General features: G+C 59.3%; 15 protein-coding genes and 1 other RNA gene. 5 read left to right on the top strand and 11 right to left on the bottom strand.

The window, feature by feature from the left end:
• Positions 1–220: 220 nt before the first annotated feature.
• From hisG to K8W16_RS05490, 11 genes are all read right to left on the bottom strand, one after another.
• The gene (hisG, locus tag K8W16_RS05540) at positions 221–1123 is read right to left on the bottom strand and encodes an ATP phosphoribosyltransferase (RefSeq protein ID WP_304121937.1); all 903 of its coding nucleotides are present in this window, start codon (positions 1121–1123) and stop codon (positions 221–223) included.
• 11 nt (positions 1124–1134) lie between these two features.
• Entirely contained in the window at positions 1135–1536 is a 402-nt protein-coding gene (gene hisI, locus K8W16_RS05535; RefSeq protein WP_304121935.1) for a phosphoribosyl-AMP cyclohydrolase, read from the bottom strand.
• Positions 1537–1598: 62 nt separating this feature from the next.
• Positions 1599–3161: a ribonuclease Y gene (gene rny, locus K8W16_RS05530; protein WP_304121933.1), complete on the bottom strand. Its 1563-nt coding sequence runs from the start codon at positions 3159–3161 to the stop codon at positions 1599–1601.
• A 142-nt stretch (positions 3162–3303) separates the two neighbouring features.
• A non-coding RNA gene (gene ssrS / locus K8W16_RS05525) (6S RNA) lies at positions 3304–3485 on the bottom strand.
• A 4-nt stretch (positions 3486–3489) separates the two neighbouring features.
• A complete protein-coding gene (locus K8W16_RS05520; RefSeq protein WP_304121932.1) occupies positions 3490–3810 on the bottom strand; it encodes a cell division protein ZapA in 321 nt (106 codons plus the stop codon).
• 15 nt (positions 3811–3825) lie between these two features.
• On the bottom strand, positions 3826–4089 hold the full coding sequence (locus K8W16_RS05515; RefSeq protein WP_304121930.1) for a hypothetical protein: 264 nt from the start codon (positions 4087–4089) through the stop codon (positions 3826–3828).
• 609 nt (positions 4090–4698) lie between these two features.
• Positions 4699–5343, bottom strand: coding sequence for a redox-sensing transcriptional repressor Rex (locus K8W16_RS05510; RefSeq protein WP_077074016.1), 645 nt, complete (start codon positions 5341–5343; stop codon positions 4699–4701).
• Positions 5344–5408: 65 nt separating this feature from the next.
• On the bottom strand, positions 5409–5726 hold the full coding sequence (gene atpE, locus K8W16_RS05505; RefSeq protein ID WP_304121927.1) for an ATP synthase F0 subunit C: 318 nt from the start codon (positions 5724–5726) through the stop codon (positions 5409–5411).
• 63 nt (positions 5727–5789) lie between these two features.
• Positions 5790–6512: a F0F1 ATP synthase subunit A gene (gene atpB / locus K8W16_RS05500; RefSeq protein ID WP_304121926.1), complete on the bottom strand. Its 723-nt coding sequence runs from the start codon at positions 6510–6512 to the stop codon at positions 5790–5792.
• Between the two features lie 28 nt (positions 6513–6540).
• Positions 6541–6975: a hypothetical protein gene (locus tag K8W16_RS05495; protein WP_304121924.1), complete on the bottom strand. Its 435-nt coding sequence runs from the start codon at positions 6973–6975 to the stop codon at positions 6541–6543.
• Entirely contained in the window at positions 6962–7501 is a 540-nt protein-coding gene (locus K8W16_RS05490) for an AtpZ/AtpI family protein (RefSeq protein WP_304121923.1), read from the bottom strand. Before K8W16_RS05490 ends, K8W16_RS05495 begins: the two co-directional genes overlap by 14 nt.
• Before the next feature lie 167 nt (positions 7502–7668).
• Between K8W16_RS05490 and K8W16_RS05485 the strand changes: the two genes are divergently transcribed.
• The 5 genes from K8W16_RS05485 to K8W16_RS05465 form a co-directional block, all read left to right on the top strand.
• Complete coding sequence (locus tag K8W16_RS05485; RefSeq protein ID WP_304121920.1) at positions 7669–8091, top strand: peptidylprolyl isomerase; 423 nt, start codon at positions 7669–7671, stop codon at positions 8089–8091.
• Between the two features lie 79 nt (positions 8092–8170).
• Positions 8171–10390, top strand: coding sequence for a glutamine synthetase III (locus K8W16_RS05480; RefSeq protein WP_304121917.1), 2220 nt, complete (start codon positions 8171–8173; stop codon positions 10388–10390).
• Positions 10391–10401: 11 nt separating this feature from the next.
• On the top strand, positions 10402–11685 hold the full coding sequence (purD, locus tag K8W16_RS05475) for a phosphoribosylamine--glycine ligase (RefSeq protein WP_304121914.1): 1284 nt from the start codon (positions 10402–10404) through the stop codon (positions 11683–11685).
• A gap of 89 nt (positions 11686–11774) precedes the next feature.
• Entirely contained in the window at positions 11775–12269 is a 495-nt protein-coding gene (gene purE, locus K8W16_RS05470) for a 5-(carboxyamino)imidazole ribonucleotide mutase (protein ID WP_304121911.1), read from the top strand.
• A 64-nt stretch (positions 12270–12333) separates the two neighbouring features.
• On the top strand, positions 12334–12755 hold a 422-nt coding region (locus K8W16_RS05465), incomplete at its 3' end, for an alpha-hydroxy-acid oxidizing protein (RefSeq protein ID WP_304121908.1).

Below are 12755 nucleotides of genomic sequence, written 5' to 3'. Positions count from 1 at the left end.
TCACGCACGGCATCGGAGGCAATGAGCTCACCGACACATAACGCGAGGAAAGTCAGCCTGTGCAGGCTAAAAAGTATACACTTGCAGCCCCGTACAGAGGAAGACTCCCCGAATGGCTGACACGCTGTTCCCGGTATGCCCGTGCACGCCGAAGACAAGACACAAAAAAAGCCGGGGCACGACAAAAAACATGTCCCGGCCTCTGTTGTGGATAAAAATGCTAGATAACCTTATTGAGACTGTATTCCAGAATACCTTCCGCACCGAGATCGTGCAGCTGAGGGATAAGGTCGCGCACCACATGGGTATCCACCACAGTTTCCAGGGAGACCCATGCCGGATCTTTCAGCGAGGCCACAGTCGGAGAATTCAGGGCGGGCAACAGGCTGAGGATTTCCTCCAGTCTGGAGGTGGGAGCATTCATCTTGAGGCAGACAAGGCTTTCCGCCCTGAGCGCACCCTGCAGAAGCAGGTCGATCTGCTCTATCTTATGGCGGCTTTCCGGGTCGTTCCACACCGCACGGTTGGCAATGAGCACAGTATTGCTGGCCATGACTTCATCAATGACGCGAAGCCCGTGGGCACGAATGGTAGTTTCAGTTTCCGTCACTTCCACAATGGCGTCGGCCAGGCCTTCCACCACCTTGGCTTCCGTAGCACCCCAGGAATAGTTGATCTGGACGGGCACGCCCTTTTCTTCAAAATAATGACGGCTCACCCCCACAAGTTCCGTGGAGATACGCTTACCCTTGAGGTCTTCGGCACTCTGATAGGGGGAATCTCCGGCCACAGCCAGCACCCAGCGGGCCTTGCGGTTGGAAACCTTGGAATACACGAGGTCGGAAATCACCACCACAGGAGCGTCTCCGTCCTTACCGCCGTAGGAAACGCCGCGCTCTTCCAGCCAGTCCTTACCGGTAAGAGCCACGTCGAGGATACCGTTCTGGATGTATTCGGGAATTTCCTGAACGCGGCACAGCCGAGCCGTCAGTTCCGGGTCGTTGATATCGGGAAAATAGTTACGGACGTGTTTGCGGATTTTCCAGCCGGCCCTTTCAAAAAGGGCGATGGTGGCTTCTTCCAGGGAACCTTTGGGTATGCCGAGCTTGAGCTGAGCTTTCATGCTGTGAGCCTCTACTTCTTATACACTTCTGCGGGATCGAAAACCTGCGGGCAGCAGATGGACACTTCAGGATTTCCGGGCGTGATGCGCCGGTAAAAACAGCTTCTTCTGCCGGTATGGCAGGCGGAACCTCCCACCTGTTCGATTTCCAGCACCACGGCGTCGGAATCGCAGTCCAGGCGTATGGCCTTCACTATCTGCACATTTCCCGAGCTTTCCCCCTTGTGCCACAGCGTCCTGCGGCTGCGGCTCCAGTAATGCGCCTCGCCTGTAGCAAGGGTAGCTTCCCAGGATTCCTGGTTCATCCAGGCCAGCATGAGCACTTCACCGGTGGCGGCATCCTGGGCTATGGCGGCCACGAGGCCTCCGGCTTTGGAAAAATCGGGTGTAAAATCGGAAGGAGCTTGGAACATGGGAACTATCCTTATGGAAGTGATAAACGAGGACACCATACGCCGCGTTCATGACGGCAATGTTACTTGGCAAAGCCCACGGCACGGCGCTCGCGGATGACCGTGACGCGAATCTGCCCGGGATAGGTGAGATTTTCCTCAATTTTGGCGGAAATATCCTTGCAGAGAAGGTAGGTGCTGTCGTCATCCACATTGTCGGAATTGACGATGACGCGCAGCTCCCGCCCCGCCTGAATGGCGTAGGACTTGGCCACGCCCTCAAAGGAATCGGCGATATTTTCCAGATCCTCAAGGCGCTTGACGTAGTTTTCCAGAAGCTCCTTACGCGCGCCGGGACGGGCGCCGGAAAGGGAGTCTGCGGCCTGCACGAGAACGGCAAGCGCCGTTTCGGGATGCACGTCCTCATGGTGGGCGGCAATGGCATGGACGATATCCTTGCCTTCCCCGTATTTCTTGGCGATATCCGCCCCGATAAGGGCATGGGAGCCTTCCACCTCATGATCCACGGCCTTGCCTATATCGTGCAGAAGCCCCGCACGCTTGGCTCGCTTGATATCCATGCCGAGTTCCGCGGCCATCATGCCGCAGAGGGCGGAAACTTCCAGGGAGTGCTGAAGGACGTTCTGAGTGAAGCTCGTCCGGTACTTGAGCTGACCCAGCAGACGGATGATATCGGGATTGATGCCGTGCACGCCGGCGTCGAACGTGGCCTGTTCGCCCACCTCACGGATCTGCACTTCCAGCTCCTGCTCGCACTTGTGCACTATGTCCTCGATGCGGGCGGGATGGATACGACCGTCCTGGATGAGACGCTCCAACGCCATGCGGGCCACCTGGCGGCGTATAGGACTGTAAGCGGAAAGGATGACGGTTTCAGGAGTGTCGTCGATGATAAGGTCCACCCCCGTAGCCGCTTCCAAGGCCCGGATGTTGCGGCCTTCGCGGCCGATGATGCGGCCCTTCATATCTTCGCTCGGCAGGGTGACGGCCGTCACCGTCTGCTCGCCCACATAGTCGCCGGCATAGCGCTGTATGGCGCAGGCCAGAATTTCCTTGGCCTTGCGGTCCGCCGTTTCCTTGGCTTCCGTTTCAATCACGCGCATCATCTTCGCGGCTTCATGGCGGGTGCGGGACTCTATTTCCTCAAACAGACGGGCCTTGGCTTCCTCCGCCGTCAGGCCGGAAACCTCCTGAAGGCGGCGCTCCTGCTCGTCAAGCGTAGCCTCCACCTGTAATTCCTTCTCAGCCAGCACGCGCTCACGTTGCGTCTGCTCCTTTTCCTGAGCGAGTATGTCGTGCTCCTTCTGCGTAATGCGCTCCATTTTCTCTTCCATGCGGTCGCTGATATCCTGGAGTTTTTTCTCACGACTCTTGAGAGCGCGTTCCTGATCCTTGCATTCCGCTTCAAAGGCGTGCTTCTGGCTGAAAATCTCGTTCTGGCCCTGAAGCAGGATTTCCTTTTTCTGAGCCTGCGCTTCCTTGCGCGCTTCCTCCACAATGCGCTGGGCCAATTCGTTGGCCTCACCTATGCGTTTGCTGGTCACATGCCGCTGTATGAAGACGCCGAGGAGAGCGCCGGCCACGAGGCTGACCAGCGCAAAGGCGTAGTAAATGATATCATCCATGGTAAATCCTGTGATATGTTGACGGGCAACGCCCGATATCTTCCGTACAACGCAAGACGCGACGGATTCCGCGCGGCCCCCGCCGCGCTCCAGCATGAGAATGTCTGGAAGCTCGCCCTGTGGGCGGTAAGATACAGAGGAAGAAGAACCCGGGATGCCGTGAAAAGCTGCTGGCACGAGACCTGGTGGTCTCCAAGTGGGCGCCTGTCCGAAACTTCAGGCTGCCCGCTCTCGGCGGGTATGCACACCATTTCGGAGACTGGCTCCCTGTTAACGCTAGTGAGGCCGGCGCAAGCTAGCTCCCCACGCACATCCCAGGGAATATGGACTACCGGGAAAGAGGCTCTGCCCCAGTTCCGGCGGGCTCATCCGGCCCGCCTCGACCCGGCGTGTTCTCCTTCAAACTCTGCAAAAGCTCATCCAACCGGGAATCAGTCCGATCGGAACGCTCCCGCAGTTCCAGCAGGTCGTCCGCCATGCTGACAAGAAGCATGGCCATCAACCTGTCTCTGCCGTACTGGCCGCCCTGCGCCTTTACTCTGCCATATCGTTCCTCCACGTACTCTCTGGCCCGTTCCACCCTCTCGGGGCCGGCCTCGGTACGAAAGGCGACATGCGTTTCGCAAAGGTCGAGATGATAACTGTGCATGGCGGCCGCCTGCCCTTAGCCGTTCTGCTGCGGTTCCGCGGCAGGAAGCGTGCTCTGGATGCGACTGATCAGCTCATCGACTCTGTTGCAGGCCTCGTCGCGCACGCTGCGCTCACGATTGAGCTGCTCCTGAAGTTCCTCGGTGGCCATCTGCCCCAGTTCCAGATCTTCACGGAGACGCTTACCTTCCTCGCGAAGCTGATGATTTTCCTCGCGGAGGCGATCCAGTTCCTGAATGAGGCCATCTATACGCTGCGCCAGCAGATCCAACTTTTCCATAACTCTTCTATCTCCCTAAAGAACCGGGGCAGAGGCGGCACTCCGGTCCAGAGCATTTTTGTGCATGCCGGGCAAGCCCGGCCTCTCTTCTCAGGAGCGCAGGAAACAGGAATATGAAGGCACTGTCTCCTCTCGCACCCTTTCCTTATTGATAAGCTATGGCGGCCGGATGAGCAAGTAGATAGAGCGCCCATTATTGGCAAACTTCGCAGAAAAAACAAAAAAGACCGGCTTGCTTCCTTCTTCCGGGCACAGGCAGGGCAAAGTGCACCGGAAGAACGGAAAAAAGCGCTTTTGCTGTAAAAAAAATGGAGACACAGAAGATGAGAGAGGCCGGAATCATCGTGAGAGCAGAGAAATCTCACCCTTCCGGGAAGGCCACGTTCACGGACGGCAAGCGTCGCCCCCCCCCCGAGAAAACGCCCTCCTTTCCGGAAACGCGGCTCTCTCATGGGAACGCCGCCACCGACGCAGGGCTGGAGACGGGGCAGGCCGGGAGTAAACTACATTTTGGGGAACCCAGCCTGCGGAGATGTTAAAAAAACAGGCCGCCTTGCATATCGCGGGCGGCCCTGAAAACGGAGCACGAGGCTCTCCGGACGGAGAATATCAACGCTGCTTTGTGGAGATATTGAACGTCAGCGAATAAATCTGATGGAAGAAATTGACGTATTCCACAAACACATGATCCGGTACCGTGATACGCGCAGCGGAATAGTTCAGAATACCCTTGATACCGGCGTCCACGAGCTGCGTGGCCGCGCGCTGGGCGCGTTCCGGCGGCACGGTGATGATACCGATTTCGATGCCGAGTTCAGGCACCTTTTCCATGAGCGTCTTGGTGCAGTAGACTTCCAGACCGTAGAGCTTCTCACCGATCTTGAAGGGATCACAGTCGAAAGCTCCCACGATGGTAAAGCCGTGCCGGCGAAATTCCTGGTAGTTGAGCAGCGCCCTGCCCATGTTGCCCACACCCACGAGAGCCGCGCGCCATTCGCGGTTGGCGTTGAGGCAGGCTTTTATGACTTCCAGCAAATAAGACACATAATATCCTACGCCGCGAACACCGAATTCGCCGAAGTAGGCAAGATCCTTACGAACCTGAGAGGCGTTCACGTCGCACGCCCGGGACAGAGGTTCGGAAGAAATGACCTGGACGCCATCCTTGTCCATGGCTTCAAGAACCTGAAGATAGGTGGCGAGCCGCTGAATGGTAGCGCGGGGGATATGTTCGTACTTGGGAGTCTGGTTCATTTTTCTGGCCGGTTAAAAGAATAAGGGGCGGAAAGGAATATATCCTTCCCGCCCGATAAATGCAACTACATCTTCACGAAGAGCAGGATGAGCGCCACGAGAAGGGCGTAGATGACCAAGGATTCGATGAAGGCAAGGCCCAGGATGAGGGACTGGGAAATCTTACCGGAAGCGTCGGGATTACGGGCGATACCTTCGCAGGCAGCCTTGATTGCGGAGCCCTGGCCGAGCGCACCGCCGGTGGCGGCGAGGCCGATGCCGAGAGCGATACCGGCGGCGGCAAGGCCGAAGCTGCTGGAGGCGTCGCCTTCAGCGGCGAAGGCAACGGCGGCGAAGGCAAGGAGCATAAGGGTGGTCAGAGTGGTAAGGGCGATCTTACGCATGGTGAAAACTCCATTACATTATAGTGTTGAGGCCGTAAGGCCATTCCCCCGGATGAGTTCGGCTCAGTGGGCGTGCTCCACCGCTCCCTGAATGTAGATCATGGAGAGGATGAACAGAATGAAGGCCTGAAGCACCTTGCCCAAGAGGAACAGGAAGTACATAGGGACCGTGCCGAGAAGCACTCCGATGTAGATGCTCGCGCCGAAGCCGAAGAAGATGATGAGCGTCATTTCTTCGGCGAAGATATTGCCGAAAAGACGCAGAGACATGGAAAGAGGACGGGCCAGGTGGGAAATGACCTCAATGGGGAACATCAGGGGAATCAGCGGCTTGCTGGAACCCGTGAAGTGATGGATGTACCCCGCCCCCCAAGTGCGGATACCCACATAGTTGTAATAGAGGAACACACACAGCGCTATGGAAATAGTGGTGTTCAGGTTCGCGGTAGGAGCGTCGCAGCCGGGTATGAGCCCCAGCAGGTTCATGGTCAGTACATAGATGAAGATGGAGACGAGCAGGGGCACGAAACGGCGGCCCTTTTCTCCGAGATTGGTGAGAATGAACTTCTCAAGCCCGTCCACCAGAACCTCGAAAAAGAGCTGAAGGCGGCCGGGAACGGTGCTGATGTTCCTGCGGAGAATAAGACCGGTAACAAGAAGGACGGCCATGCCGAGCCAGGTGAAAAACACATACTTGGTCTCGATAGTCATACCCGCGACCGTGATTTCGTCCATGTGGAAAACGGTCGAAAGCAGAAGAGGGTGCGCCAGTCCAGATGCAGCCATGGAAACCTCCTGTATGTGCCCGGGCTATTCAATGCCGGAATATCAGAGAAGCCGGTATGATGATGATCGCCGAGGAAAGACCTGCCGCGAGGGCAGCCGGGCTTGCCTGAAAAACGACTAATGCTATATACACGAAAATTCCGGTAATGAAAAGCCTCAATTGCGTTCTGATGAGCAAACCTTTTTTCACAATGCGCCCGCTCGCTTCCCCTCTTTTATCTTCTTCCGGTATGACGGCGGGCAGAGCCCTCTGGATAAAAAGGGAAAGAGTATAAAAATTCCAAAAGGATAAAACTGCCATAACTCCGCTCCAGAAGATATGCGGCAACCATGGCAACAGGGCCAGACCCAAGGCAAAAAGAAGAAGGGAGAAGAAAAAAAGATTTCGCACGGCCCCGCGCAGAGGGGCGTGCACGAAGCCCTTCCTCCACAGCTGCCGATCCGCTTGTTCAATTATGTTCATGCTTCTCCCCTGCTCCTGTCTCCTTCCAGCCTTCGTCTTCCTCAATGGCGCGGCGTATGGACTCCAGAGATTCTTCAATCTCATCGAGCTTTCTGTCGGCCGGGACGGCCGTCCCAGCAAGTATGGAAGCGGTGAAATCCTCATCCGGGGCAGAATCCTGTCTCTCTTTCTCCCTCGCCCCGTCAGCGTAAAGGGCCTTTCTGCCGCCTTGCCCCACAGCCGAGGGCCGGACATTCCCGCGCTCTTTGAACTCCTTCTCCCGCAGGGCTTTTTCCTCCGCGTCGCGCTCGGCGTTTTTCTTCGCAAGGTAGCGGGCGTCTATCCATACGTTGCGGAACCCTGCGGCCAATCCGAGAAGAAGCCCTATGGCCGACCCCACAGGCCATGAGCCGAGCCATTCATCCGCAAGCCAGCCCAGTCCGCCACCCACCACAGGGCCGGAAACCATGTGCAGGCCCATGGTGCTCGCCGTGCCGAGAAGACTGAACTGCCCGGGCTGCGCGCTGTCTTTCTTTTCTGGAGTCATACCGCAGGCCTCCATCCATAAATGCGCTTGGAGTTGGACGATCTCTGTGATAGGTATCGTCCTGTGCCGATGCCGTCAATCGGAAAGCTCCTTTTTTGCGCATGCCTCCACCCCTCCGGGCAGCAGCACGCGCGCGCCCTTTTTAACACTCTTCCCCAGAGGTTCCCATGCCCATTAAAACCGGCGACACTGTTTCTGTCCATTATGTTGGCACCCTGAACGACGGTTCCGAATTCGACCGCTCCCGCGAAGGCAGCCCCCTGCGCTTCAAGGTCGGCTCGGGCCAAGTCATTCCCGGCTTCGACAAGGCCGTGACGGGCCATGAAGTCGGCGACAGGTTCTCCGTGACTATTCCCGCAGCGGAAGCCTACGGAGCCAGACAGGAACAGCTTCTCTTTTCCGTGCCTCTGGAACAGGTGCCTCCGACCATCAAGCCGCAGGTGGGCATGATGCTCCACGTTTCTACCGATCAAGGAGAACTTGAAGTGACCATCTGCGAAGTGAACGACAAACATATAGTGCTCGACGCCAACCATCCCATGGCGGGCAAGGATCTCACCTTCGCCCTGGAAGTAGTTTCCATAGACTGACACTGAGGCGGAAAGCCTCCCCTCCCACAGCCGAAAGGCCCGGCCTCCGGGCCTGTCATCATTTTTTGAAGGAGTTCGCATGAGTTCCGCCAACGCCAGCCGCAGTCATGCCGTCCTTTCCGTCGCCACAAGGCGTCATGACGCGGAATACATCGCGGGGGGCCGCCCCACCGCCGCAGAAAGCCACACCGACCCCACGGAATACTACGGCTGCAATGTTTTCGACGACAAGGCCATGCGGCGCTATCTGCCCAAGGCTGTCTACAAATCCCTGCGCACCACCATAGACCTCGGCAGACGCCTCGATCCGGCCGTGGCCGATGTCGTGGCCAACGCCATGAAATCCTGGGCAATGGAACGCGGGGCGGATCATTACACCCATGTTTTCTATCCCCTGACCGGCCTTACTGCGGAAAAGCACGACAGCTTTCTCGACCCCGACGGCAAGGGCGGAGCCCTGGCCCAGTTCAGCGGCAGCGCCCTGGTGCAGGGCGAGGCCGACGGTTCCAGCTTCCCTTCTGGCGGCCTGCGTTCCACTTTTGAAGCGCGCGGCTACACCGCGTGGGACGTGACCAGTCCGGCTTACCTCATGGAAAGCCCCGCAGGTATGGTGCTGTGCATCCCCACAGTATTCCTCTCATGGACGGGCATAGCGCTCGACAAGAAAACCCCCATCCTGCGTTCCAATCAGGCCTTGAACCAGCAGGCGGCCCGCGTGCTGCGCCTTTTCGGCGTGAACCCCACCATGCCCATCATCTCCAATGGAGGGCTGGAGCAGGAATACTTCCTCATCGACGGAACCTTCGTTTCCGCCCGCCCCGACCTGCTCATCGCAGGCCGCGCCCTGTTCGGCGCCCGCCCTCCCAAGGGCCAGGAATTTGAAGACCAGTACTACGGCGTCATCCCGAGCCGCGTGCTCGGCTTCATGGCCGATGTGGAGCGCCAGCTCTACCGCCTGGGCATCCCGGTGAAGACACGACACAACGAAGTGGCCCCCAGCCAGTACGAGATAGCCCCCACCTTCGAATCGGGGAACCTCGCCTGCGACCACAACCAGCTCATCATGACGGTGCTCAGAAAGACGGCCCGCCGCCACGGCATGTCCTGCCTGCTGCATGAAAAACCCTTCGACTGCATCAACGGCTCGGGCAAACACCTCAACTACTCCATCGGCAGCCCCGAGGTGGGCAATCTCTTCGCTCCGGGCGACAACCCCCATGAGAACGCCCAGTTCCTTGTATTTTTGTGCTCCGTCATCCGCGCCCTGCACCGCCATGCCGGTTTCCTGCGCGCTGTGGTGGCCTCCGCCTCCAACGACAGGCGTCTCGGCGCCAATGAGGCGCCGCCCGCAATCATGTCCCTGTTCCTCGGCGACCAGCTCACCGACGTGCTGGAGCAGTTCCGCGTGGGCCAGGTGGTGGGCGCGGCGGGCAAACGTATGATGAACGTAGGCGTGGATACCTTGCCCCCCCTTCCCGCCGACCCGGGCGACCGCAACCGCACCAGCCCCTTCGCCTTTGTGGGCAACCGCTTCGAATTCCGCGCCCTCGGCTCCTCCATGTCCGCTGCGGATGCCCTCGTCGTACTCAACACTATGATGGCAGAATCTTTGGACTATGCCGCCACATTCCTGGAAAACGCCCTGCATAAGGGCGGACTCAGCCTGGGCGAGGCCGTGCAGAAGTTCATTGAAGACGTGATGGAGGAAAACAGCGCCGTCATCTTCAATGGCAACGGTTATTCCGAAATCTGGCAGAAGGAGGCGGAACGCCGCGGCCTGCCCAATTACCCGGCCACGCCCGACGCCGTGCCGGTATTCTCTTCCCCCGAGGTGATGGAACTTTGCGGCCGCTACCAGGTCTTCTCCCGGCAGGAACTCAAGGCCCGTGAAGACATACAGCTTGAGCAGTACCTGAAAACCGTGCACACCGAGGCATGCCTTGCCGTGCGTATGGCGCGCACCCAGATCTACCCCGCCGCCGTACGCTACCGGCAGGAACTTGCCTCTTCCGCCGCCGCATGCACCGCTCTGGGCGTGCCCGCATCCCTCTATTCGCTCAATGAGCTCGCCGAGGTCATAGGGCATTTTGAAAACTCTCTCCGCACCCTGGAAGAACGCACGCTGGCCCTGAACTGGACGCCCTGCGAAGAGCACCTGCTCAAAAGCGCGAAGGAGTGCCTGCACAGCGTGCTTCCGGCCATGGAAGATCTGCGTCTCTGGGCCGACAAGCTGGAAAACCTGGTGGCCGACGACCTCTGGCCCCTGCCCAGCTATCAGGAAATGCTGTTCATGAAATAAGGAAGGATAATATGCGCATACTCATCATAGGTTCCGGCGGCCGCGAGCATGCCCTGGCATGGAAACTGAGCAAAAGACCGGACGTGACGGAAATCTTCGTCGCCCCGGGTAACGGCGGCACGGCCTCCGTAGCCGTCAACGTCCCCATTAAAGACAGCGATATCCAGGGACTTGTGGATTTTGCCAAGGAAAAGGCCGTGGATCTCGTGGTGCCCGGCCCGGAACTGCCCCTCACCCTCGGCGTGGTGGATGCCATGCAGAAGGCGGGCATAGCCTGCTTCGGCCCCTCGGCCGCCTGCGCAAAGCTTGAGGGCAGCAAGTCCTTCGCCAAGGAAGTGATGCAGAAGGCGGGCGTGCCTACCGCGGCGGCGGGGGTATTCACCAGCCGTGCGGAAGCCGAAGTCTTTGTGAAAGAACACGGCGCTCCCCTGGTGGTCAAGGCCGACGGGCTTGCCGCAGGCAAGGGCGTCATCGTGGCCATGACCATGGAAGAAGTGCGCGCAGCCCTCGACCTCATGTTTGAAAAGAACGCCTTCGGCGAAGCCTCCAGCACCGTACTCATCGAGGAATTCCTCGAAGGGGAGGAAGTCTCGCTCCTCAGCTTCTGCGACGGCAAAACCGCCCTGCCCCTGCCTTCCGCCCAGGATCACAAGGCCGTGTTCGACAACGACAAGGGCCCCAACACCGGCGGCATGGGAGCCTACAGCCCCGCTCCCATCCTGCCCGACAGCGAGCTTTCTGCCATGGCCGATATCGTGGCTCGCCCTATCCTCACGGAAATGGCGCGCCGGGGCACTCCTTTCAAGGGTATTCTGTACGCCGGTCTCATGATGACCAAGGACGGGCCCAAGGTACTGGAATACAACGTACGTTTCGGCGACCCGGAATGTCAGCCCCTGCTTATGCGCCTCAAAAGCGACTTGGCGGATATCATGCTGCATTGCATCGAAGGCACGCTCGACGCCGTAAGCCTAGACATTGAGGAGCGCTCAGCCCTCGGCGTGGTGCTTACCGCCGAGGGCTATCCCGGCTCCTACCCCAAGGGCATGCCTATTTCCGGCATCGACAGGGCCGAGGCGCTGGAGGGCGTACAGGTCTTTCAGGCAGGGACAAAAGCGGAGGACGGGCATATCCTGGCAAACGGCGGCCGTGTGCTCTGCGTCACAGCCCTGGGGGAGGATCTGAAAAAAGCCCAGGCCCGCGCCTATGAAGGCTTGGCGCTTCTTTCCATGGAGCACAGCCAGTTCCGCACGGATATCGGTAAAAAGGGCCTGAAGAGGCTCCAGCTGGTCTGAATTCTCTGAAAAAACACAAATCCCGGCGGGCCCTTTTCCCCGGAAGGGGCCGCGTCAACCAGAACTTTCCCGAAAAAGAGGTAACTCCCATGCCCCAGGTAGCCATTTTCATCGGCTCCGCCTCCGACGAACCCGTCGTGAACGGCTGCGCCGACGTACTGAAGAAGCTCGGTATTTCCTTCCGCTATACCGTCACCTCCGCGCACCGCACGCCCGAACGCACCGCAAAGCTCATGGAAGAGCTGGAAGCGGACGGCTGCGAGATATACATCTGCGCCGCAGGCATGGCCGCCCATCTGGCGGGCGCCGTGGCGGCCCGCACCATCAAACCCGTCATCGGTATCCCCGTGGCCGGTTCCACCATCGGAGGGCTGGACGCTCTGTACGCCACCGTACAGATGCCCTCCGGCTTCCCCGTAGCCACGGTGGCCCTGAACGGCGCAAAGAACGCCGCCTGGCTGGCCGCCCAGATCATCGCCCTGCACGATGAGCGCGTGGCCTCTCTCATCCGCGCCGAACGCGAAGGCTACAAGGCCTCCGTGGAAAAGGCCGCCGCCGAACTGGAAGCCCAGTACGGCGCATGACGCAGTTCCGGCGCGCCCGCCGCGCCGGCCCGGAACTCCTCTTACCCGTACAGGAGAAACTATCATGGACGCATCCATCAAACAGCTGGCCCGTGAACGCATGAAGGGCCATTGCCGTGTCTGCCCGCAGTGCGACGGTCGCGCCTGCGCCGGGGAAGTGCCCGGCATGGGGGGCCTCGGCACAGGCTCGTCCTTCCGCGCCAACGTAGAAGCCCTCGCCCGCGTGAAGCTGGCCATGCGCTGCCTGCACAACGCCGCCCAGCCCGACACCTCCACCGAGATCCTCGGACTCAAACTTGCCCTGCCCCTCATGGCCGCCCCCATCGGCGGCGTGGCCTTCAACATGGGCGACGCCTCGCAGAACCCCGTGGATGAAGCCGCCTATGCCGAAGCCGTCATCTGCGGCTCCAAGCAGGCGGGCATCATCGGCTGCGGCGGCGACGGCGTCGGCTCCCTCATTCCCGACTGCGCCTTTGCCGCCATCCG

This window comes from Mailhella massiliensis (assembly GCF_020741395.1).
GTDB classification, from domain to species: domain Bacteria; phylum Desulfobacterota; class Desulfovibrionia; order Desulfovibrionales; family Desulfovibrionaceae; genus Mailhella; species Mailhella massiliensis_A.
The sequence above is the reverse complement of the archived record's forward strand: the minus strand, read 5'-3'. Positions and strand labels throughout refer to the sequence as shown.